Below are 21,271 nucleotides of genomic sequence, written 5' to 3'. Positions count from 1 at the left end.
AGGCGCTGGACGCGCCGTGTCGCTCAGTGGCCCACCGGCTCCAGGAACTCCAGCCGGTTCCCCACCGGGTCGTGGCTGAAGAAGCGCCGGTGCCCCGGTAGTTCGTCGTCCCAGCGCACCTCCGCGCCGCGTTGCGCCAGCCGGGCCGCGAACGCCTCGATGTCCGTGACGCGCAGGCCGGGGTGGGCCTTCTTCGCCGGGTGGAAGTCGGCCTCGATGCCCAGGTGGAGCTGGACCGGGCCGGCCTGGAACCAGCAGCCGCCGCGGGCCGCGAGCACCGGGGGCTTGGCGATCTCCGTCATGCCGAGGGTGTCCACGTAGTACGTGCGCAGCGCGTCCTCCGAGCCTGCCGGGGCGGCCAGTTGGACGTGGTCGACGGCGGCGATCATCACGTCTCCTTACGGGCCACGGCGAAGATGCGGCGGAATGGGAACACCGTGCCGTGCGGGCCCTTGGGGTAGGCGGTGCGGAGCCGGTCGCGGTATTCGGCGAGGAACGCTTCGCGGGCCTCGGGGTCGTCGGCGAGGGCCGTCAGGACGGGGCGCAGGCCGGTGCCCTTCACCCAGTCGAGCACCGGGTCCTCGCCGGGCAGCAGATGCAGATACGTGGTCTCCCAGACGTCGGCCGTGATGCCGGGGGCCGTCAGCGCGTCGAGGTAGGCGGCAGGGCTGAGCACCGCGTCCGCGTGGCGCAGCTCGCCGGCCAGACGGTCGCGCCAGCGCGGGGACCCGGCGAGTTCCCGCATCAGGACATGGCTGGGCTGGTCGAAGTTGCCGGGGACCTGGAAGGCGAACGTGCCGCCGGGGGTGATCGCGTCCAGCCAGACCGGGAAGCGGGCGGTGTGGTCCGGGACCCACTGGAGCAGGGCGTTGGAGACGATCAGGTCGTACGGCTCCGCGGGGGTCCAGGTCGTGGCGTCGACCTCGGCGAAGTCCAGGAGGGGGCCGGCGTGCGCCCGGGCCCGCTCCAGCATCTGCGGGGAGTTGTCGTAGCCGGTGATCCGGGCCTTCGGCCAGCGGTCGGCGAGGAGGGTGGTGACGTTTCCCGCTCCGCAGCCGAGGTCGGCGACACGGGGCGCGGGGGCGGCCGGAGGCTCGGCGATGCGGGCCAGGAGGTCGTGGAACGGGCGGGTGCGATGGTCCGCGTGGCGCAGGTACTGCTGCGGATCCCAGGTGGGTGCGGTCATGGAACAAGGATCACGCCAGAATTATCTTGATGTCAAGACACTCGAATTCAAGAGACTTCATGTCGACAGACCCTCTACACTGATCCACATGGAGGACGAGGTCGACCGACTGGTCGCTGCATGGCGCCGCGAGCGCCCCGACCTCGACGTGGAACCACTCGAGGTACTCAGCCGCGTCTCCCGCCTGGCCCGCCATCTGGACCGGGCCCGCCGGATCGCCTTCTCCGAGCACAATCTGGAGCCGTGGGAGTTCGACGTGCTCACATCACTGCGCCGCGCGGGTGATCCCTATCAGTTGTCCCCCGGCCAGCTGCTCACCCAGACCCTGGTCACCTCGGGCACGATGACCAACCGCATCGACCGGCTGACCAAGAAGAACCTCGTCGAGCGGCTCCCCGACCCCAGCGACCGCCGCGGCGTGCTGGTCCGGCTCACCGCCGAGGGGCGCGACAAGGCCGACCAGTCGCTGGCCGGCCTGCTCGCCCAGGAGCGCGCCATCCTGGGCGAGCTCTCCGCCCAGCAGCGCGGTGAACTGGCTGGCCTGCTACGCCAGTTGACCGCTCCGTTCGACAACATCCCCGGCTAGGGCCGGTTCCGGATCGACCGGTCCGACACCCGCCCGCCGGGCCAGCGCGACCGCGGCCAGCGTGGAGTGCACGCCGAGCTTCCCCAGCACGTTCTGCATGTGCGTACGCACCGTGTGCGGGGAGAGGTAGAGCCGCTCCGCCACTGCCTTGCGGCCCAGGCCCGCCACCATGCAGCGCAGCACCTCGCGCTCGCGCGGGGTCAGTGACTCGACCAGCTCCTCGCTCTCGGTGCGGTGCTTGCGCGCCGCCGTCAGCTCCCGCAGCACGCCCGTGAGCAGGGCCGGGGGCAGATGTGTCTCGTCGCGCAGCACCCCCCGGATGACCGTGAGCAGCCGTTGCAGTGAACAGTCCTTGGCGACCCAGCCCGAGGCCCCGGCCTGCAGCGCCAGCGCGGCCCGGAGCGGGTCGTCCTTCTCGGCGAGCACCACCGTATGCACGGAAGGCTGGCCCGAACGGACCCCGGCGACCAGCGAGATGCCGTCCACCGGGCCGCTCTCCCCGCTGCGGGGGACCGGGACGGGTGCCCGGCGCTCCCTCGCCGCGGTCAGGACGCCCAGTTCGGCATCGATCAGCATCACGTCATAGCCTCGCCCCTCGGCGGCCGCCCGTTCCAGACATCGCAGCGCGGCGGGGCCACTGCCCGCCGCCGCCACATCGACGTCCGGCTCGGCCGCGAGCGCCGCTGCGAGCGACTCGGCGAAAATGCGGTGGTCGTCCACCACGAGAACCCGGATACGAACCACAGGCACCCCCAAACTGCCTCTGTTGCTGGGCCACCCCCGGCCCGCCGAAGGGACGGAACGGCGCGGGTACGGCCGCCCGGATCGGGGAGATGGACCGCAGTCCCACGGCCGCCGCCGTGTTTCGACTGCAACCCGCCCCGGGCGCCGTACCCGACTGTCTCGTACCCCTGAATCAGCACCGGCCCCCACCGGTGCTGTGCATCAGGGTACGGCCGGGGCGCCGGTGCGGAAGGCAATTCGCAGAACTGACAGGCTCTGCTCCGTAGGCTGTGTTACATGTTCCGTCTTGAGACAGAAGTGGACAAAGGGCGGCGCACCTTGCTCAGCCGGCGACTGCGCGACGACAACACAGCCGGCTCCCCCGAGCTCCGCGTGCTGCGCACCGACCCCGCCGGGCGGGAACTCCCCCTGGAAGTGTGGGTACTTGACGAACTGGGCGCCGTCGCCGGTGGTCTGACCGGCCGCACCTGGGCGCACTGGCTTCATGTGGACCAGCTCTGGGTCGACGCCCGCCACCGCGGCTGCGGCCTCGGCTCACGGCTGCTCGCCGAGGCGGAACGGGTGGCCGGGGCCGACCGGGCCTGCACCCGCTCCCGGCTGGAGACCTGGGGTTTCCAGGCTCCGGACTTCTACCGGAAGCGGGGCTACGAGGTGAGCGGGCAGGTCGAGAACTACCCGCCCGGAGTCACCGAATTCATCCTGACCAAGAACCTCAGCTGAGGCGTCGGGCACCCGCCGAAGGAACGGCGGGGAAGATCCGCGGCGCCGCGTACCCGGCCGAAGCGAACGCCTCCAGCACGGACTTGGCGACCATGTCCGCCTGCGCCTCGTCCACCAGCACGATCGCCGAGCCGCCGAAGCCACCGCCGGTCATCCGCGCACCGAGCGCCCCGGCCTCGCCCGACGCCGACACCACCAGGTCCAACTCCGGGCAGGAGACCCGCAGATCGTCGCGGAGCGAGACGTGCCCCGCGTCGAGAACCGGGCCCGCGCCCCGCACATCGCCCGTGTCGAGCAGCGCGATGACCTGCTCCACCCGCTCGTTGTCGCTGACCACATGGCGTACGTAACGCACCACGGACTCGTCGACCCCGGCCTCGGCCAGGGTGTCCAGGGCCGCGCCGAGACCCTCGTACGGCAGCTCGCGCAGCGTTCGCAGGCCGAGCGCGGCGGCCCCCGCCTCGCAGCCTGCCCGCCGCTCGGCGTACGCGCCGTCGCCGAGCGCGTGCTTGACCTGGGTGTCCACGACCAGCAGCCGCAGCCCGTGGGCGGCCAGGTCGAAGGGGACCTGGCGCTGGGTGAGGTCGCGGGTGTCGAGGTACAGCGCGTGGCCCTCGGTGCAGCAGGCGGATGCCATCTGGTCCATGACCCCGCACGGCACGCCGACGAACGCGTTCTCGGCGCGCTGGCCGACGACCGCCAGCTCCGAGGCCGAGAGCCCCAGTTCGAAGAGGTCGTTCAGAGCCAGCGCCGTGACGACTTCGAGGGCCGCGGAGGAGGAGAGCCCGGCGCCGGTGGGAACGGTGGAGGTCAGCTGGATGTCCGCCCCGGTGACCGGGTGGCCGGCCTCGCGCAGCGCCCAGACGACTCCGGCCGGGTACGCCGCCCAGCCGTGCCCCTGGTGCGGGGCCAGCTCGTCGACCCGGAGCCGGACGACACCGCCCGGTACGTCGGTCGAGTGGAGCCGCAGCTCGCCGTCGGTGCGGCGGGCGACGGCGGCCCGCGCGGTGTGCGGCAGCGCGAGCGGCATCACGAAGCCGTCGTTGAAGTCGGTGTACTCGCCGATCAGATTCACTCGGCCGGGTGCCGCCCAGACCCCTTCGGGGGCGCTCCCGTACAGCTCGGTGAAGGCGGCGGCCGGCTCACTGTTCTCGGTCATGGGGCAGTGGGCTCCTCTCGGCGGGCGAACGTCCAGGCGTCGGAGACGATTCCGGTCAGGTCCGCGCGCGACGGCGTCCAGCCGAGCCGCTTGCCGGCGGTGGTGGCGGAGGCGACCAGCACGGCGGGGTCACCGGCGCGGCGCGGGGCCGCGGTCTCGGGGACCGGGTGGCCGGTGACCTCGCGGACGGTCTCGATGACCTCGCGCACCGAGAAGCCGTTGCCGTTGCCGAGGTTGCAGATCAGATGCTCGCCCTCGGTGGCCGCTTCCAGTGCCAGCAGGTGGGCCTCGGCGAGATCGGCGACATGGATGTAGTCGCGGATGCAGGTGCCGTCGGGGGTCGGGTAGTCGTCGCCGTACACGGAGATCGACTCGCGCTGTCCGAGGGCGACCTGGAGGACCAGCGGGATGAGGTGCGACTCGGGGCTGTGCCGCTCCCCGCAACTGCCATACGCACCGGCCACGTTGAAGTAGCGCAGCGAGACGGCGGCCAGTCCGTGCGCGGCCGCCTCGCCGGTGATCATGTGGTCGACGGCGAGCTTGGTGGCGCCGTAGGGGTTGGTGGGCGCGGTCGCGTCGGACTCCGTGATGGGGGTGGTGACGGGTTCGCCATAGGTCGCGGCGGTGGAGGAGAAGACCAGGGTCCGCACCCCGGCGTCCCGCATCGCGGCGAGCAGCGCCACGGAGCCCCCGACGTTGTTCACCCAGTACTTCTCCGGGTCCACGACGGACTCGCCGACCTGCGAGTACGCGGCGAAGTGCAGCACCCCGTCGTAGGAGGGGTCCAGCCACTTCGCCGCGTCCTGGATGCGGCCCTCGATGAACTCGGCCCCGGCCGGGACGCCCTCCCGGAACCCGGTCGAGAGGTCGTCGAGGACGGTGACCGCGTGACCGGCCTCCAGCAGATGCTGGGCGACCACGCTGCCGACATAACCCGCGCCACCCGTGACCAGGTACTTCTTCTGGGGCTTGCTCACTCGCTCGCTACCTCTCGCAGTCGCTGGGCCGCGGCCTCCGGCGGCACATCGTTGATGAACACATTCATGCCGGATTCGGAACCCGCGAGGAACTTCAGCTTGCCGGAGGTGCGTCGGATGGTGAAAAGCTCCAGATGGAGCCCGAAGTCCTGCCGTCCCGGGACACCGAACGGCGCCTGGTGCCAGGCCGAGATGTACGGGGTCGGCGGCTCGCCGGGGCCGAAGATCCGGTCGAATCGTCTCAAGAGTTCCAGATAGATCTGTGGGAACTCTGTGCGCGCGGCCTCGTCGAGTTCCCTCAGATCGGGGACGCGGCGGCGGGGGTGGAGGTGGATCTCGTACGGCCAGTGCGCCGCGTACGGCACGAAGGCGACCCAGTGCTCGCCACTGATGACGATCCGTGAGCCGTCCCTCTCCTCGCGGGCCACGACGTCGTCGAAGAGGTTGCGGCCGGTCTCGGCGCGGTGGGCCTCCATCGAACGGAACATCAGCTCGGTGCGCGGGGTGACGAAGGGGTAGCCGTAGATCTGCCCGTGCGGATGGCCGAGCGTGACGCCGATCTCGGCGCCCCGGTTCTCGAAACAGAACACCTGCTTGACCTGCGGCAGCTCGGCGAGTTCGGCGGTGCGGTCGGTCCATGCCTCCAGGACCAGGGCGGCCTGGTCCTCGGTGAGGTCGGCGAACGACGCGTCGTGGTCGGAGGTGAAGCAGACGACCTCGCAGCGGCCTGAGTCACCGGCGAGCGAGGGGAAGCGGTTCTCGAAGACGGCGACGTCGTAGTCCGCCTCGGGGATCTCGCTCAGCCGGCCGTCCCGCGAGGGGCAGAGCGGGCACTCGTCGGCCGGCGGGTGGTAGATGCGGCCCTGGCGGTGCGAGGCGATGGCGACGCCGTCACCCAGGAACGGGTCACGGCGGATCTCGGACGAGGTCGAGACGGCGTCGAGCGGCCGACGGTCGACGGCGTCGCGCACGACATCGTCACGACTGTCGTAGTAGAGCAGCTCCCGGCCGTCGGCGAGCGTCGTAACCGTCTTCTTCACCAGGTTCCTCCAAACATAACCAAACACAATGAATCACAAGTCAACAGACTCGTCAATGACGTCGATAAGGCGCATGTGAGCAGGATCTCTCGCGCCTCCCGCCTGGATTTACCGCCCAGACGATCACAATCAAACAAAGAACCCCATGAAAAGTGTTCAGTTTTTGAACACAAGAGCGTAGTTTCCTTCGAGTTCAGTTCGCGCAACGAAGCGAGTACCCCCACATGCACTACCTGGCCGAAGGGCTTCGGCTCCCCACGAACGGGCTCGACTACACGATCCTGGCGATCTACTTCGTCGTCGTCCTCGGCATAGGTTTTGCCGCACGGGCGAGCGTGAAGACGAGCCTCGACTTCTTTCTCTCCGGGCGGTCACTCCCCGCCTGGGTGACCGGGCTCGCCTTCGTCGCGGCCAACCTCGGTGCGACCGAGATCCTCGGCATGGCGGCGACCGGCGCGCAGTACGGTGTCACGGTCGTGCACTGGTACTGGATCGGTGCCATCCCGGCCATGGTCTTCCTGGGCCTGGTGATGATGCCGTTCTACTACCGGTCGAAGGTCCGGTCCGTACCGGAGTTCCTGCTCCAGCGCTTCGACAAGTCGGCGCACCTGCTGAGCTCCGTACTCTTCGCCTTCGCGGCGATCCTGATCGCGGGCGTCAACCTCTACGCGCTGTCGATCGTCGTCGAGGCGCTGCTCGGCTGGCCTCAGTGGGTCGCCATCGTGGTCGCGGGCCTCTTCGTCCTGGTCTACATAACCATCGGCGGTCTCTCCTCGGCGATCTACAACGAGGTGCTGCAGTTCTTCGTCATCCTCGCCGCGCTGATCCCGCTGACCCTGCTGGGTCTCAAGCGCGTCGGCGGCTGGGACGGCCTGACCGGTTCGCTGGAGAAGAGCCACGGCTCCGACTTCCTCTCCGCCTGGGGCGGCACCGGCATAGGTGACGCCAACCCGCTCGGCGCCAACTGGCTGACGATCATCCTCGGCCTCGGTTTCGTGCTCTCCTTCGGCTACTGGACAACCAACTTCGCCGAGGTGCAGCGCGCCCTGTCCGCGAAGAACCTCTCCGCCGCCCAGCGCACCCCGCTGATCGCCGCGTTCCCGAAGATCTTCATCGTCTTCCTGGTGATGATCCCGGGCCTGGTGGCCGCCGTTCTCGTACCGAAGATCGGCACCCCCGGCTCCGACCTGACCTACAACGACGCGATCCCGCTGCTGATGCAGGAACTGCTGCCCAACGGTGTGCTCGGCATCGCGGTGACCGGTCTGCTGGCCGCGTTCATGGCCGGCATGGCGGCGAACGTGTCGTCGTTCAACACGGTGTTCACGACCGACATCTGGGCACGGTACGTGAAGAAGGACCAGTCGGACACGTACTACCTGCGCTTCGGCCGGCTGGTCACGGCGATCGGGGTGCTGGCCTCCATCGGCACGGCCTTCATCGCCGCCAGCTTCTCCAACATCATGAGCTACCTCCAGACGCTGTTCTCCTTCTTCAACGTCCCGATGTTCGTGGTCTTCATCATCGGCATGTTCTGGAAGCGGGCCTCGATGAAGTCCGGTGTCTGGGGTCTGGTCGCGGGCACCACCGCCGCGATGGTCAACTACTTCGTGATCTACAAGCAGGGGATCATCGACATCCCCACCGACCAGGGCGCCAACTTCGTCTCCGCGATCGTCGGGTTTGTCGCCGGTGCGGTGGTCATGGTCGCCGTCACGCTCTTCACGGCCCCGAAGCCCGAGGCCGAACTGGCCGGTCTGGTCTACGGAACCGAGTCCCCGGACGCCGAGGAGGCACCGGCCGAGGGCGACAGCGCCTGGTACCGCAAGCCGGCCCTGCTGGGCTGGGGCGCGATCGTCCTCGCCGCCCTGTGCTACGTCCCCTACTCGTTCTGATCGGAGGAACTCACCATGTCCGACCTGCACAAGGAAGTCTCCGAACTGGAGCAGAAGTCCGCGACCGCGGCCCGTCTCTTCGACATCCGGCGGATCATCGGCGGCCTCTTCGTGGTCTACGGCGTGATCGTCACCATCGCCGGGATCAACCCGTCCGACGCGGACCTGAAGAAGGCCCAGGGCGTCCACATCAACCTGTGGACCGGCCTGGCCATGCTGGTCCTCGGGCTGTTCTTCCTGGTCTGGCTGAAGCTGCGCCCGGCACAGGCGCCGGCCGACGGCCCGGACCCGGCGGACGGCTGACGTACCGCCTCAGCAGGGGCCCGGCGGCATCATCCGGTGCCGCCGGGCCCCTGCTTGTCCAGCGGCACCGCCCGGTCCAGCAGTCCCGTGCGGGCCGCGAGCGCCGCGGCCTCCAGCCGGGAGCCGACACCCAACTTCATCAGCACCCGCTGCACATGTGTACGCGCGGTGCTCGACGCGATCCGCATCCCGGCCGCGATCAGCCGGGTGTCCTCGCCCTCGGCGACCCGGATCAGGACCTCTACCTCGCGCGGGGTGAGTATCTGCAGCAGCCGCTGCCCCTCGTCGTCCGGCGCCGCGACCGGATTCAGCAGATCGGCGAAGGCGCCCTGGAGCAGTTGCGGCGCCACCGCGGCCTCTCCGGCTCGCGCCTTGACCATCGCCCGTTCGACGCCCTCCATGCGCTCGTCGTGCCGGACATATCCCGCGGCGCCTGCCGCGAAAGCCGCCGCGATCCCGCGCGGGCTGGGCACCGGCCCGAGCACCACCACGGCCACCTGAGGGCGCTCGCGCCTGATCCGTACGATCGGGTCGAAGGCGCCGGGTTCGGCAGGTGCCGCGGTGCCGAACAGGCAGACCTCCGGAGCCCTGCTGACCACCAGCTCCGCCGCCCCCGAAGCCGGCGCGGCCGCCGCGAGCACCCGGTGGCCCCGCAGTTTCAACGCCGAGGCGAGCGCCTCGGCGAGCAGTCGGTGATCATCGACCACCATGAGCCGCACGCCCATCGAGCACACCCCCGTAGCACCGGCACCAGGCCCCCCGGCCCGCCCTGACCCGGCAAGCTACACGCTTGTTCGACGCTCCGGACCCCTAACCCGGCAGAAGACCCCTGGAGTGTCGGATTATGTGCCATTCAGGGCTGCTCGGCAGGCGGAAAACGATCGGCCCTGTCGGTCGAATGATCGACCGGCAGGGCCGGGTCACAGGTACTGCGTGCGGATCAGCTGGTGCCGAAGGAGACGGCGAGGTACTCCTTGTCGGTCAGCGAGGCCCCGCCCCCCTTGCTGATCATCACCTGGGAGATGCACAGCCGGCCACCGGAGTAGAGCATCTCGGAGTAGTCTCCGGTAAAGCTGGTCTCGGCGTCGCGGGCGGACTTCTCGCTCGGATTCTCCATCAGCACGGTCTGCTTCAAGGTGGAGCCGTCGATGGAGACGATCTGGCCACCCTTGTCGTACGGGGGCTCCTTGTACGCGATGATGTTGCCGCCGTCCATGCGGAGCGGGAACATCGTGTAGCGCTCGCCCGCATCGGCCCGGTCACTGGTCGGCTTGCCCGTGGTGAGGTCGAAGGAGACGATCTCGTTGGTGTCGCCGTACTCGCCGGTGCCCTCGTGGTCCTCGGTCGGCACGTAGATGCGGTTGTTGCCGACGGCCAGTTTCCGGCAGCTCTCGACCTCGGTGGATTCGCAGCGCGCGGCGTACTTCTCGCCGTCCGCCGCGATCCTGGTGAGCAGTTTGCCGGTGGAGGCGTCGATCGAGAAGAAGTCCGAGATGCCGCTGCCGTCACCGGCGGTGTCGCCGACGTCGGCCGCGACGACCAGCGGCTTGGTGGAGACGATGCTCGCGTAGTCGACACCGGGCGGCATCTTGTAGGAGGAGAGCGGGGCGCCGGTGGTCGGGTTCAGCGCCTGGATGACGAGCTGCGGGTCGTCGAACGTACCGCAGCTGCGGACGACGGCGAGCGCCTCGCCACCGGCGTAGCCCGCGTCGTAGCAGCCGTCGGCGGAGACCTTGGGCTTCCAGAGCTCGGCGCCGGTGTTCAGGTCGAACGCCGCGCCGCCGTCGGTACCGGCCGCGGCGACCGTGGTACCGCTGAGCGTGACCTGGCGGTACGCGAGCGGCGCATCACCGCTGGTGGCGGCGGTCACCGACTTGCTCCACATCAGCTTGCCGGTGTTCAGATCGATCGCACCCACCTGGTTGCACGGCTGGTACTTCCTGGTCTTGGTCGGCTTGGCCTCCTCGAAGGCGAAGGCCGTCTTGTAGTCCTTGGACATGTGCCGGGAGGCGGCGCAGACCTGGCCCGCCAACGGGATGGACCACAGCTTGGTGCCCTTGGCCACGTCATAGCCGACGATCTCGTTCAAGCCGGTCTTGACATACGCCTTGTCGGTCAGCCAGGAACCGTTGACCTTGGTGACGTCATCGACCTTCGGTTCCGGCAACTGGAACACGACCCTGGACTTGGGGTCCGCCGGTGCCTTCTCCTTGCCGGCGCCACCGACAGCGCCGCCCTGGCCGCCGCCCTTGCCCTCGGTGGTGCCGCCGCTGGACTGGGACGCCTTGTCCTTCTTGCCGTCGTCACCGCCGCTGGAGGAGAACCATATGCCCCCGGCGACTATCAGCACGACGGCGACCGACGCGGCAACGATGATCTGCATCCGGGTGGTGAACTTCTTGCCCCCGTTCCCGTTCTGCTGCGGCGGGTACGGCTGCTGCTGCGTCGGGGGCATCGGGTAGCCGTACCCCTGTTGCGGCGGCTGGCCGGGCGGCAGGCCCTGCGGGAATCCGTAACCCTGCTGCGGCTGGCCGGGCACGGGCGACTGCGGGTAGCCGTAACCGGGCTGCGGGGGCCCGCCCTGCGGGTAGCCGTAACCCGGCTGCGGCGGCCCGCCCTGCGGGTAGCCGTAACCCGGACCCGGCTGCTGCGGCGGGCCTGCGGGCGGCGGGGTCTGCGGGGCGCCGAATCCGCCCGCGGGCGGGGTGGCCGGCTGCTTGCCGAACGGGTCGGCGGGCGGCGGGGTCGGTGCGCCGAACCCGCCCGGCGGGGGTTCCTGCGGGGCACCGAATCCGCCCTGGGGCGGCTCGTTGGGCGGCTGGGGGGGCTGCGTCATGGCGTACGTACCTCTAGGGAAAGGGAGTTGGTGGGTCGGGACCGTCGAAAGCCTTGCTGAGCCATCAGTTGCCGAAGGCCATCATGGTCTTCATCTCCAGCTCTTCCTTGTCGTTGCTCGCGCTGACCCGTCCGCTCGCGATGAAGGAACGGCCGCCCGCGTAGACGATCTTCGAGTTGTAGAAGAAGCTCTCGGTCTGGGCCGTCGACACCGGGTGCCGCAGCACCATCTGCGGCGTGCCACCGGTCGGTGCGAGGGTGGCGATCCCGCCGCCCTTGTTGTACCCGGCCTTCAGGTAGAGCAGCACATTGCCGCCCTCCATGCGCAGTGGCTTCACCACGCGCCCGGCCGGGGCTGCGGCCTTCCACTTGGACTTGCCGGTGTTCAGGTTGAACGCCACGACCTTGTTCGTATCGGTGATGCCGCTGGAGTCCGGCGCGGTCGACATGTAGAACGTGTTGGCGTCGGCGGCGACACCGGTGCAACCGTCCAGGGACTTGCCGAAGACGGCGAAAGCGTCGCCGCAGTCCGTTGTGAACTTGTCGCCCTTGTCACTGACGAGTCCGGAGCGGAGCGAGCCGTTCTCCTTGAGGGAGAGGACGCTCCACTCCTTGTCCTTCTTCAGCGAGGTCACCAGCGGGCTCACCGAGTAGACCCGGTCGATCTCCCATCCGCGCTTGGGCCGGTACGTCCACCGGGGCTTCCCCGTGACCGGGTCGAGCTCCTGGATCTGATGCTGGGGATTGCCGACGTCATCGGTATGGCAGCTGGAGGCGGCGATCAGCTTGGGGCCGCCCGCGAAGGCGAACGGCTGGCAGTTGCCGGGCTGGTTGCCGAACAGCTCCTTGCCGTCACTGACCCGGAAGGCGTTGGAGTTGCCGGTGCGCCCGACGGCCACCGTGTCGCCGCTGATGGCCAGCGAGATGTTCGACATCACGTCCCAGATGCCGTTCTTCTTGATCGACTTCTTCCAGCCGGCCTTGCCGGTGTTGAGGTCGATCATCTGGAGGTCCGCGCAGTCCGCCTTGTCGGTGGTGCCGTTCTGGACCCCGATGACGATCTTGCCGTCGGTGGTGGGCTGCGAGGGTGCCGCGCACAGGTCGGCGGGCAGCTTCAGTGTCCACTTCTGCTTGCCGTCGGCCACGGAGTAGCCGGAGATCGCGCGGTACATGCCCTTGACGACGGTGTCACCGACGACCCAGGGGCCGTACACGTCCGAGCCGTTGCCCGGCAGGTCGACGTCGTTCTTCTGCAGCCAGAGAACCTTCGCCTCGCCCTCCTTGCGCCCGGCGTTGAGGTTGTCATCGGCCTCGCGGCCGTCGCCGTTGCCCTCGTCGACGGAAGGCGAGCTGCTCTGCTTGGCGTCGCCGCTCTTCTCCGCGACGGGCTTCTTGTCGTCGTCGCTCCCGCTCGTGGCGATGAAGATGCCGGCGCCGATCACCAGGAGCGCGACGGCCGCGGCGCCGATTATCAACGCGGGCTTGCGCTTGGGGGAGTTGCCGCCGCCCTGACCACCGGGGCCGCCGGAGGCCGGTGCGCCGGGGTACTGCTGCTGCGGGTAGCCGTAACCGGGCTGCGCCGGCTGACCGTACGGACCGGGCTGCTGGTTGTACGGACCGGGCTGCTGGTTGTACGGACCGGGCTGCTGGTTGTACGGACCGGGCTGCTGGGGGTAGCTGTAACCGGGGGCCTGGCCCGGCGCCTGACCGGGCGTCTGCGGGTAGCCGTAACCGGGCGGCGGGGACTGCGGCGGACCCTGAGGCGGCTGAGGACTCCCCTGCGGCGGCTCCTGCGGTGCGCCGAAGCCTCCCTGCGGCGGTTGCTGGCTGGGCGGCTGGGTCATCAGCACGTCCCCCTTCGTGCGGTCCGGTGCCCGTTCCGTTCTCCCCCGCGATTCCGCAGGGCTCGAAGAGTCCGACAAGACCCCCTGAACTCCCCGGAAAGGAGCGGATCGGGCATGGATCCCGCGGCGTTACGACAGTCGAGCGGGGCTTCTTTGTACCACCCGCGAGACCTCGGGCACCGGGGCGGTCCGCCCCCTGTTCCCAAGGGAGAACCGCCCCGTGATGCCTCCGTTACGCCTCGGACCGTCAGTTGCCGAAGACCGCCAGCGACTTCGCCCGCTTCTCGTCCCCGTCCTCGATCCCGCTGAGGCTCGTGCTCAGGAGGAGGGAACGCCCGTTCACGTAGGCGACCCGGGTGTCGAAGAGCGCGCGCTCGGCCTCCGCCCCGGCAGCCGGGTGCCGCACCACCATCTGCGGTGTGCCGCCGGTCGGCGGGAGGGACGCGATGCCGCCACCCTTGTTCTTCGCCGCCGACAGGTACATCAGCAGCCTGCCGCCCTCCACCCGCATCGGCATCAGGGTCTGCCCGGCGGGGGCGGCGGCCTTCCACTTCGTCTGTCCGCTGGCCAGGTCGAAGGCGACGACCTCGTTCGTGGGGTCGGACTCACCTGGCTTGGTCGCCAGATAGACCGCCTTGTCGTCGGCCGCCACCCCGAGGCAGTTGTCGAGGTTCCTGCCGTCGGACGCCACGTCGGTGTCGCACTGCGTCTTGTAGTTCTCGTCGCCGCCGACCAGTTGGGAGCGGTAGGTGCCGTCCGCGTTGAGCATGATGATCGCCCATTGGTCCCCCTTCTTCAGGGAGACGACCAGCGGGCTGACCGAGTAGAACTGCGCGACCTCCCAGCCCTTCTTGACCTTGTACTTCCACAGGACCTTGCCGGTGGCGGGGTCGATCCGCTCCACCAGCTGTTCCTTGTGGTCGTCGGCCGCGGTCTGGCAGCTGGCCGCGGCGATCGCCACGGGGCCGCTCGCGAAGCCGAACGGCTGGCAGTTGCCCGGCAGTTGCCCGAAGAGCACCTTGCCGTCGCTGACCCGGAAGGCGTCCGTCCTGGTGGTGCGCCCCACGGTCACGGTGTCGCCGTTGATCGCCATCGCGACGTGGGAGAGCTCGTCCCAGGCGCCCTGGCGCTTGTAGGTCTTGTGCCAGCCGGCCTTGCCGGTCGTGAGGTCGACCATCTGGAGCGCGTCGCAGAACGCCTGGTCGCCGTGACCGGTCTGGATCCCGAGGACGATCTTGCCGTCGGCGGTGGCCTGCGAGGGGGCCGCGCACAGGTCCGACGGCAGGCGCAGGCTCCACTTCTGGCTGCCGTCCGTGACCGAGTAGCCGGAGACCGTGTGGAACATCGCCTTGACGACGGTGTCGCCGACGATCCAGGGGCCGTACACGTCCGAGCCGTTGCGCGGCAGGTCGACGCCGCCCTCCTGGAGCCAGAGGACCTTCGCCTCGCCCGGCTTGCGCTTGGCGTTGATCCCGTCGGCCTCGGCACGGAGGTCGCTCGGCCCCTGGCCCTTGCCCTTGTCATCGGGCTTGCCCTTGCCGGTGGACGAGACGTCCGGCTCGGGGTCGCCGCTCTTCTTCGCCGTGGGCTTCGTCTCGTCGCCCCCGCTCGTGGCCAGCCAGACACCACCGCCCGCCAGCAGCACCACCGCGAGCACGGCACCGACGACCGCCCCGCGCCGGCCCCGGAAGAACCCTCCGCCGCCGCTGCCCGCGGGGCCACCGGGCTGCGGTGGCGACGGCACACCGTAGGGACCGGGCTGCGTCGGCGCGCCGTACAGCCCCGGCTGCGACGGCACGCCGTACGGGCCGGGCTGTGTGGGCGCGTCGTACGGGCCGGGCTGGGCGGGCGGCGGCCCGTACGGACCGGGCGGCTGCGTGGGCGGGCCGTACGGACCCGGCGGCTGCGTGGGAGGCCCGTACGAACCGGACGGGGGATCGTACGGAGCCCCGAAGCCCCCCTGCGGCGGTTGCTGGCCGGGCGGCTGAGTCATCAGCACGTCCCCCCTTCGTGCGGACGGGTCCGGCTTCCGCGCCGGGCAAGGTTTCTTTCTATCACCCGTCCCACGAGCCCCAGCCGTCACACCTGACGCACCGCAGCGATCAGGCGTCCTCGGCCAGTTCCAGCCAGCGCATCTCCAACTCATCGCGCTCAGCGACCAGTTCGCGCAGCTCCGCGTCCAGCTTCGCCACCTTCTCGAAGTCCGTGGCGTTTTCCGCGATCTGTGCGTGCAGCGCGGTCTCCCGCGTCGACATCTTGTCGAGCTGCCGCTCCACCTTCTGCAGTTCCTTCTTCGCCGCACGTGCGGCCTGCGGGGAGACGCTCGCGGCCGACGCGGCCTTCTCCTTCGCCGCCGCGGGTGCGGCGGAGGGGGTGGCCGCCTCCTCCATCCGCTGCCTGCGCTCCAGGTACTCGTCGATCCCGCGCGGCAGCATCCGCAGCGTGCGGTCGCCGAGCAGCGCCATCACCCGGTCCGTGGTCCGCTCGATGAAGAACCGGTCGTGAGAGATCACGATCATCGATCCGGGCCAGCCGTCGAGGAGGTCCTCCAACTGGGTCAGGGTCTCGATGTCGAGGTCGTTGGTGGGCTCGTCGAGGAAGAGGACATTCGGCTCGTCCATCAGCAGGCGCAGGATCTGGAGCCGGCGCCGCTCACCACCCGAGAGGTCACCGACCGGGGTCCACTGCTTCTCCTTCGAGAAGCCGAACTGCTCGCAGAGCTGGCCCGCGGTCATCTCCCGGCCCTTGCCCAGGTCGACCCGGTCCCGTACCTGCTGGACCGCTTCGAGCACCCGCAGGTTCGGGTTGAGCTCCTGGACCTCCTGGGAGAGGTAGGCCAGCTTGACGGTCTTGCCGACGACGACCTTCCCGGCGGCGGGCTGCACGTCGCCCTGTGTGCGGGCCGCCTCGGCGAGCGCCCGCAGCAGCGAGGTCTTGCCCGCGCCGTTGACCCCGACCAGGCCGATCCGGTCGCCGGGGCCGAGCTGCCAGGTGAGGTGGGTGAGCAGCGTCTTGGGGCCTGCCTGGACGGTCACGTCCTCCAGGTCGAAGACGGTCTTGCCGAGCCGGGCGTTGGCGAACTTCATCAGCTCGCTGGTGTCGCGCGGCGGCGGCACATCGGCGATCAGTTCATTGGCCGCCTCGATGCGGTAGCGCGGCTTGGAGGTACGGGCGGGGGCGCCGCGGCGCAGCCAGGCCAGCTCCTTGCGCATCAGGTTCTGCCGCTTGGACTCCTCGGTCGCGGCGATGCGCTCCCGCTCGGCCCGCGCGAAGACGTAGTCGCTGTAGCCGCCCTCGTACTCATGGACCGTGCCACGCTGGACGTCCCACATGCGCGTACAGACCTGGTCGAGGAACCAGCGGTCGTGGGTGACGCAGACGAGCGCCGAGCGGCGTGCCCGCAGATGGCCGGCCAGCCAGGAGATGCCCTCGACGTCGAGGTGGTTGGTCGGCTCGTCGAGGATGATCAGGTCCTGCTCGGCGATGAGCAGCTTCGCCAGCGCGATCCGGCGACGCTCGCCGCCGGAGAGCGGGGCGATGACGGTGTCCAGGCCGTGCTCGAAGCCCGGCAGGGCCAGCCCGCCGAAGAGTCCGGTGAGCACATCGCGGATCTTTGCGCTGCCCGCCCACTCGTGGTCCGCGAGGTCGCCGATCACCTCGTGGCGGATGGTCGCCTCGGGGTCGAGCGAGTCGTGCTGGGTGAGGACGCCGAGGCGCAGCCCGCCGCTGTGGGTGACACGGCCGCTGTCCGCCTCCTCCAGCCTGGCGAGCATCCGGATGAGGGTCGTCTTGCCGTCGCCGTTACGGCCCACGACACCGATCCGGTCCCCCTCGGACACACCGAGGGACACACCATCGAGCAGGGCACGGGTGCCGTACACCTTGCTGACCTGCTCGACATTGACCAGATTGACGGCCATTTCACTCCTGCCCCGGGGGATCGATCGACTTCCCAGGGTACGGGGCCCAAGGGCGGGATTCCGCGGGCGGCCTTGCCGTCCAGCAACCTCAGACGTACGCTTTTCTGTACGTACAACTTCCTGTACATGGACTCACCTGGGAGGCGAGTATGCGCACCATGACCTACACGGAATCGCGTGCCAAGTACGCGGAGACCCTGAGTGCTGTCGTCAACGACCGTGAAGAAGTCATAGTGACGCGCGCCGGCCACGAGCCCGTGGTGATCGTGGCGCTCGATGAGTACGAGTCCATGAAGGAGACGGCCTACCTGTACCGCAGCTCCGAGAACGCGCGTCGCGTCCTGGCGGCGATCGACGATCTCGAGAACGGTGGCGGCACGGTACGGGAGCTCCTTGAATGAAGCTCGTCTGGCACGATTCCGCATGGACGGACTACGTGTGGTGGCAGACCCAGGACCGGAAGATCCGCAAGCGGATCAACACCCTGCTCCAGGACATCACCCGCTACGGAAACGAAGGCATCGGCAAACCGGAGCCCCTGCGGCATGATTTCCATGGGTACTGGTCCCGCAGGATCAGCGAGGAACACCGACTCATCTACCGCGTGATCGAGGACGAGGTACGTATCGTCTCGTGCCGCTACCACTACGGCCGCTGAATCGTCGCCCCCGGCGCCGGGGACACCGCCGCCCGCGCGTTCCTGCATGTCCCCGAGGTGATCAGCGCCTCGGCCACCTTCCGCGCCGACTCCGCATCCGCCACCAGGAACGCGGTGGTCGGCCCTGAGCCCGAGACCAGGGCGGCCAGGGCGCCGGCCTCGGTGCCCGCGGCGAGGGTGCCGGCGAGTGAGGGGCGCAGGGAGAGCGCGGCGGGCTGCAGGTCGTTGCTCAGCGCGCCCCCGAGAGCCGTGGCGTCACCGGTCCGCAACGCGTCCAGGAGCGCGGCGGACGCGGCGGGCTCCGGGACGTCCGTACCGGCCGTGAGCCGGTCGAACTCGCCGTAGACGGCCGGGGTGGAGAGCCCGCCGTCGGCGACCGCGAAGACCCAGTGGAAGGTTCCGCCGACGTCGATCGCGGTCAGCTGCTCGCCGCGTCCGACGCCGAGAGCCGCGCCGCCGACCAGGCTGAACGGCACGTCACTGCCCAGCTCCGCACAGATGGCGAGGAGCTCCTCCCGGCCGGCACCGGTGGACCAGAGGGTGTCGCAGGCCAGCAGGGCGGCCGCACCGTCGGCGCTGCCGCCCGCCATGCCGCCCGCGACGGGGATGTCCTTGGCGATGTGGATGTGCACATCGGGTGCGATGCCGTGCCGCTCGGCCAGTGCGATCGCGGCGCGGGCGGCGAGGTTCGTCGCGTCCAGCGGGACCTTGGCGGCGTCCGGGCCCGAGCAGGTGATGCGCAGTTCGTCGGCGGGGGTGACGGTGACCTCGTCGTACAGGCCGACGGCGAGGAAGACATTGGCCAGGTCGTGGAAGCCGTCGGGGCGCGCGGCGCCGACCGCGAGCTGGACGTTGACCTTGGCGGGTACGCGGACGGTGACGCTCACTCGCCACTCCCGGAGGGCTTGTTCTCGGCAATGGCGGCGAACTCCTCGACCGTCAGCGCCTCGCCGCGGGCCTGCGGCGAGATCCCGGCCGCGACCAGAGCCGCTTCTGCGGCGGGCGCGGAGCCCGCCCAGCCGGCCAGGGCCGCCCGCAGCGTCTTGCGGCGCTGGGCGAAGGCCGCGTCGACGACCGCGAAGACCTCGGTCCTGCTCGCGCTCGTCGTGATCGGCTCGGTACGCCGGACCAGCGAGACCAGGCCGGAGTCGACGTTCGGAGCGGGCCAGAAGACATTGCGGCCGATGGACCCGGCACGCTTGACGTCCGCGTACCAGTTGGCCTTCACCGACGGCACGCCGTAGACCTTGTTGCCCGGCCTGGCGGCCAGCCGGTCGGCGACCTCGGCCTGGACCATGACGAGGGTCCGCTCGATGGAAGGGAAGCGCTCCAGCATGGTCAGCAGGACCGGCACGGCGACGTTGTACGGAAGGTTCGCGACCAGCGCGGTCGGCGCCGGGCCCGGCAGCTCCCGGACCAGCATCGCGTCGGAGTGCACCAGGGCGAACCGGTCGGCGCGCCCCGGCAGCCGGGCGGCGACCGTGGCCGGCAGGGCGCCCGCCAGCACGTCGTCGATCTCGACGGCGACGACCCGGTCCGCCGCCTCCAGCAGCGCCAGGGTCAACGAGCCGAGCCCCGGACCGACCTCGACGACGACGTCGTCCGGGCGGACTTCCGCAGTCCGCACGATCCTGCGGACCGTATTGGCGTCGATGACGAAGTTCTGACCGCGCTGCTTGGTCGGGCGTACGCCCAGCTTGGCGGCCAGCTCGCGGATGTCTGCGGGGCCCAGGAGGGCATCGGGCTCAGTGGTGCTCACCCGGTAAGCCTACGGCCGCGGCGCGGCCGGGGGCTCGCCCCCGTTGCGCGTACGGCCTCCCGCCCCACCGCTCCGCCGCCTCCGCTACCTCCGCGCCCGCACGACGACCTCGTCGCCGTCGGCGAGCGGGCTGCCGAGGACAGGGGTGACGGTGTCGTGGGCGGCGACGGTGACACCCTGGTCGGCGAGGAGTTCGTCGACGTCGTCCGCGAAGGTGTGCAGGGTGCGGGGCGTGCCGTCGACATCGAGCGACACCGCCTTGTCGCAGGCCACGAACGCGGTGGTGCCACCGGCCAGGAACGCGACGACGAGGACCTGCGGGACGAGACGGCGCAGGCTCTCGGGGCGGACGGGGACCTTGCGCCGCCGGGCGGCCCTGCGCGCCGCCGCCCGGCCGCCGTCGGTGCCGGGGAGGGCCGGCCCGCCGGGCAGCAGAGGCGTAACGACGACTGTCGGTGCGCGCACCGCCCAGGCGGCGAGCGTCAGCTGCTCATGAAGCGGTACGGATACGGATGCGGCGGCCGGAAGACGGGCGGGCGGCATCGCCACCGCCGTACGCCCCCTGCCGCGTGCTGCACGGTGACTGCCCTTCGAATTGCTCACGACGCTCCAGAGGATCCGATCGGCCGGCTCGCCTGATGGCGCCCGGGACGATAGCGGAGCATCGACGACTCTCCAAAACTACTCAACTACACACCGTAGCCGGGGAGTCGGCCGGTACCGGTCAGTAGTCGAATGCGCGGGCGGTGTTGTCGGAGATGGCCGACGCCAGGGTGTCCTCGTCCACGCCCTTCACCTCCGCCATGGCACGCAGCGTGACCGGAATGAGGTAGGGCGCGTTAGGCCGTCCGCGGTACGGGGCGGGGGTCAGGAACGGTGCGTCCGTCTCGACCAGGACCAGTTCCATCGGCGCGACGGTCAGTGCGTCACGCAGCGGCTGGGCGTTCTTGAAGGTGACATTGCCCGCGAAGGACATGAAGTACCCGGCGTCCGCGCAGATCCGGGCCATGTCGGCGTCGCCGGAGTAGCAGTGGAACACGGTCCGCTCGGGGGCACCCGCGTCGGCGAGGATGCGCAGCACATCCGCGTGCGCCTCGCGATCGTGGATGACCAGCGCCTTGCCGTGCCGTTTGGCGATCTCGATGTGGGCCCGGAAGGACTCCTCCTGCGCGGCCATTCCCTCGGGGCCGGTACGGAAGCAGTCGAGCCCGGTCTCGCCGACACCGCGTACGTGGTCGAGTGCGGCCAGCGCGTCGATCTCCGCGAGGGCCTCGTGCAGTGCCGCCCGGCCGCCCCCTTCACGCACCCCCTGCCGCGACCGGCCTCCCCCAGCCCCAGGGGGCTGGGAGGTGCCCCCCTGGTCGCCGTGCACGATGCGCGGGGCCTCGTTGGGGTGGAGGGCCACCGCCGCGTGCACGTTCGCATGCGCGGCGGCGGTCTCGGCGGCCCAGCGCGAACCGGCCACGTCGCAGCCCACCTGGATCACGGTGGTCACATTGACCGCCGCGGCCCTGGCCAGGCCCTCCTCGACGGTTGCGTCCTGCATGTCCAGGTGGGTGTGCGAATCGGCGACCGGTACCCGGAGGGGTTCGGGCAGCGGCGGGGCTTCGGAACGGCTCATGACGACGATCGTACGAGGACCGCG

General features: G+C 70.0%; 21 protein-coding genes. 6 read left to right on the top strand and 15 right to left on the bottom strand.

The window, feature by feature from the left end; all coding sequences use genetic code 11:
• Positions 1-23 precede the first annotated feature (23 nt).
• Together ACZ7IB_RS12255 and ACZ7IB_RS12250 are read right to left on the bottom strand one after the other, a co-directional pair.
• Positions 24-389 carry a VOC family protein gene (locus tag ACZ7IB_RS12255; RefSeq protein ID WP_470911827.1) on the bottom strand — a complete coding sequence of 122 codons (366 nt, stop codon included), beginning with the start codon at positions 387-389 and terminating at the stop codon, positions 24-26.
• Positions 389-1,186, bottom strand: coding sequence for a trans-aconitate 2-methyltransferase (locus ACZ7IB_RS12250; protein ID WP_470911825.1), 798 nt, complete (start codon positions 1,184-1,186; stop codon positions 389-391). The genes ACZ7IB_RS12255 and ACZ7IB_RS12250 overlap by 1 nt, the downstream gene beginning before the upstream one ends.
• 88 nt (positions 1,187-1,274) lie before the next feature.
• Here ACZ7IB_RS12250 and ACZ7IB_RS12245 point away from each other — a divergent pair, with 88 nt between their 5' ends.
• Positions 1,275-1,772, top strand: a complete 498-nt coding sequence (locus ACZ7IB_RS12245; protein ID WP_470911823.1) for a MarR family winged helix-turn-helix transcriptional regulator — start codon at positions 1,275-1,277, stop codon at positions 1,770-1,772.
• On the opposite strand, the gene ACZ7IB_RS12240 is transcribed toward ACZ7IB_RS12245, so the two are convergent.
• Positions 1,731-2,516, bottom strand: a complete 786-nt coding sequence (locus ACZ7IB_RS12240) for a LuxR C-terminal-related transcriptional regulator (RefSeq protein ID WP_470911874.1) — start codon at positions 2,514-2,516, stop codon at positions 1,731-1,733. The genes ACZ7IB_RS12245 and ACZ7IB_RS12240 overlap by 42 nt on opposite strands.
• A 276-nt stretch (positions 2,517-2,792) precedes the next feature.
• Between ACZ7IB_RS12240 and ACZ7IB_RS12235 the strand changes: the two genes are divergently transcribed.
• Positions 2,793-3,236 carry a GNAT family N-acetyltransferase gene (locus ACZ7IB_RS12235; RefSeq protein WP_470911821.1) on the top strand — a complete coding sequence of 148 codons (444 nt, stop codon included), beginning with the start codon at positions 2,793-2,795 and terminating at the stop codon, positions 3,234-3,236.
• Here ACZ7IB_RS12235 and galK read toward each other — a convergent pair.
• The 3 genes from galK to galT are packed head-to-tail and all read right to left on the bottom strand — an operon-like array spanning position 3,229 to position 6,412.
• Positions 3,229-4,395, bottom strand: coding sequence for a galactokinase (gene galK, locus ACZ7IB_RS12230; protein ID WP_470911819.1), 1,167 nt, complete (start codon positions 4,393-4,395; stop codon positions 3,229-3,231). The genes ACZ7IB_RS12235 and galK overlap by 8 nt on opposite strands.
• Positions 4,392-5,372: a UDP-glucose 4-epimerase GalE gene (galE, locus tag ACZ7IB_RS12225; protein ID WP_470911817.1), complete on the bottom strand. Its 981-nt coding sequence runs from the start codon at positions 5,370-5,372 to the stop codon at positions 4,392-4,394. Before galE ends, galK begins: the two co-directional genes overlap by 4 nt.
• A complete protein-coding gene (galT, locus tag ACZ7IB_RS12220; protein ID WP_470911816.1) occupies positions 5,369-6,412 on the bottom strand; it encodes a galactose-1-phosphate uridylyltransferase in 1,044 nt (347 codons plus the stop codon). Before galT ends, galE begins: the two co-directional genes overlap by 4 nt.
• Before the next feature lie 224 nt (positions 6,413-6,636).
• On the opposite strand from galT, the gene ACZ7IB_RS12215 reads away from it, so the two are divergent.
• Positions 6,637-8,307, top strand: a complete 1,671-nt coding sequence (locus ACZ7IB_RS12215) for a sodium:solute symporter family protein (protein ID WP_470911814.1) — start codon at positions 6,637-6,639, stop codon at positions 8,305-8,307.
• A 15-nt stretch (positions 8,308-8,322) separates the two neighbouring features.
• Positions 8,323-8,610 carry a hypothetical protein gene (locus ACZ7IB_RS12210; RefSeq protein WP_470911813.1) on the top strand — a complete coding sequence of 96 codons (288 nt, stop codon included), beginning with the start codon at positions 8,323-8,325 and terminating at the stop codon, positions 8,608-8,610.
• 29 nt (positions 8,611-8,639) lie between these two features.
• On the opposite strand, the gene ACZ7IB_RS12205 is transcribed toward ACZ7IB_RS12210, so the two are convergent.
• The 5 genes from ACZ7IB_RS12205 to ACZ7IB_RS12185 all read right to left on the bottom strand — a co-directional run bounded on the left by ACZ7IB_RS12205 (position 8,640) and on the right by ACZ7IB_RS12185 (position 17,209).
• Positions 8,640-9,335 carry a response regulator transcription factor gene (locus tag ACZ7IB_RS12205; protein WP_470911812.1) on the bottom strand — a complete coding sequence of 232 codons (696 nt, stop codon included), beginning with the start codon at positions 9,333-9,335 and terminating at the stop codon, positions 8,640-8,642.
• 215 nt (positions 9,336-9,550) lie between these two features.
• Positions 9,551-11,446, bottom strand: a complete 1,896-nt coding sequence (locus ACZ7IB_RS12200; RefSeq protein ID WP_470911810.1) for an outer membrane protein assembly factor BamB family protein — start codon at positions 11,444-11,446, stop codon at positions 9,551-9,553.
• Between the two features lie 64 nt (positions 11,447-11,510).
• Positions 11,511-13,289: an outer membrane protein assembly factor BamB family protein gene (locus tag ACZ7IB_RS12195; protein WP_470911808.1), complete on the bottom strand. Its 1,779-nt coding sequence runs from the start codon at positions 13,287-13,289 to the stop codon at positions 11,511-11,513.
• Positions 13,290-13,536: 247 nt separating this feature from the next.
• Positions 13,537-15,282: an outer membrane protein assembly factor BamB family protein gene (locus ACZ7IB_RS12190; RefSeq protein WP_470911805.1), complete on the bottom strand. Its 1,746-nt coding sequence runs from the start codon at positions 15,280-15,282 to the stop codon at positions 13,537-13,539.
• A 109-nt stretch (positions 15,283-15,391) separates the two neighbouring features.
• Complete coding sequence (locus ACZ7IB_RS12185; RefSeq protein ID WP_470911803.1) at positions 15,392-17,209, bottom strand: ABC-F family ATP-binding cassette domain-containing protein; 1,818 nt, start codon at positions 17,207-17,209, stop codon at positions 15,392-15,394.
• A gap of 149 nt (positions 17,210-17,358) precedes the next feature.
• Here ACZ7IB_RS12185 and ACZ7IB_RS12180 point away from each other — a divergent pair, with 149 nt between their 5' ends.
• Entirely contained in the window at positions 17,359-17,610 is a 252-nt protein-coding gene (locus tag ACZ7IB_RS12180) for a type II toxin-antitoxin system Phd/YefM family antitoxin (RefSeq protein ID WP_470911801.1), read from the top strand.
• The gene (locus ACZ7IB_RS12175) at positions 17,607-17,867 is read left to right on the top strand and encodes a Txe/YoeB family addiction module toxin (RefSeq protein ID WP_470911799.1); all 261 of its coding nucleotides are present in this window, start codon (positions 17,607-17,609) and stop codon (positions 17,865-17,867) included. Before ACZ7IB_RS12180 ends, ACZ7IB_RS12175 begins: the two co-directional genes overlap by 4 nt.
• Here the strand turns inward: ACZ7IB_RS12175 and ACZ7IB_RS12170 are convergent.
• The 4 genes from ACZ7IB_RS12170 to ACZ7IB_RS12155 form a co-directional block, all read right to left on the bottom strand.
• On the bottom strand, positions 17,855-18,754 hold the full coding sequence (locus ACZ7IB_RS12170; RefSeq protein ID WP_470911797.1) for a 4-(cytidine 5'-diphospho)-2-C-methyl-D-erythritol kinase: 900 nt from the start codon (positions 18,752-18,754) through the stop codon (positions 17,855-17,857). The genes ACZ7IB_RS12175 and ACZ7IB_RS12170 overlap by 13 nt on opposite strands.
• A complete protein-coding gene (rsmA, locus tag ACZ7IB_RS12165) occupies positions 18,751-19,626 on the bottom strand; it encodes a 16S rRNA (adenine(1518)-N(6)/adenine(1519)-N(6))-dimethyltransferase RsmA (RefSeq protein WP_470911794.1) in 876 nt (291 codons plus the stop codon). The genes ACZ7IB_RS12170 and rsmA overlap by 4 nt, the downstream gene beginning before the upstream one ends.
• Positions 19,627-19,710: 84 nt before the next feature.
• Entirely contained in the window at positions 19,711-20,229 is a 519-nt protein-coding gene (locus ACZ7IB_RS12160) for a ubiquitin-like domain-containing protein (RefSeq protein WP_470911793.1), read from the bottom strand.
• 121 nt (positions 20,230-20,350) lie between these two features.
• The gene (locus tag ACZ7IB_RS12155) at positions 20,351-21,247 is read right to left on the bottom strand and encodes a TatD family hydrolase (RefSeq protein ID WP_470911790.1); all 897 of its coding nucleotides are present in this window, start codon (positions 21,245-21,247) and stop codon (positions 20,351-20,353) included.
• Positions 21,248-21,271 lie beyond the last annotated feature (24 nt).

Source organism: Streptomyces sp. NPDC037301, assembly GCF_055602785.1.
The sequence above is the reverse complement of the archived record's forward strand: the minus strand, read 5'-3'. Positions and strand labels throughout refer to the sequence as shown.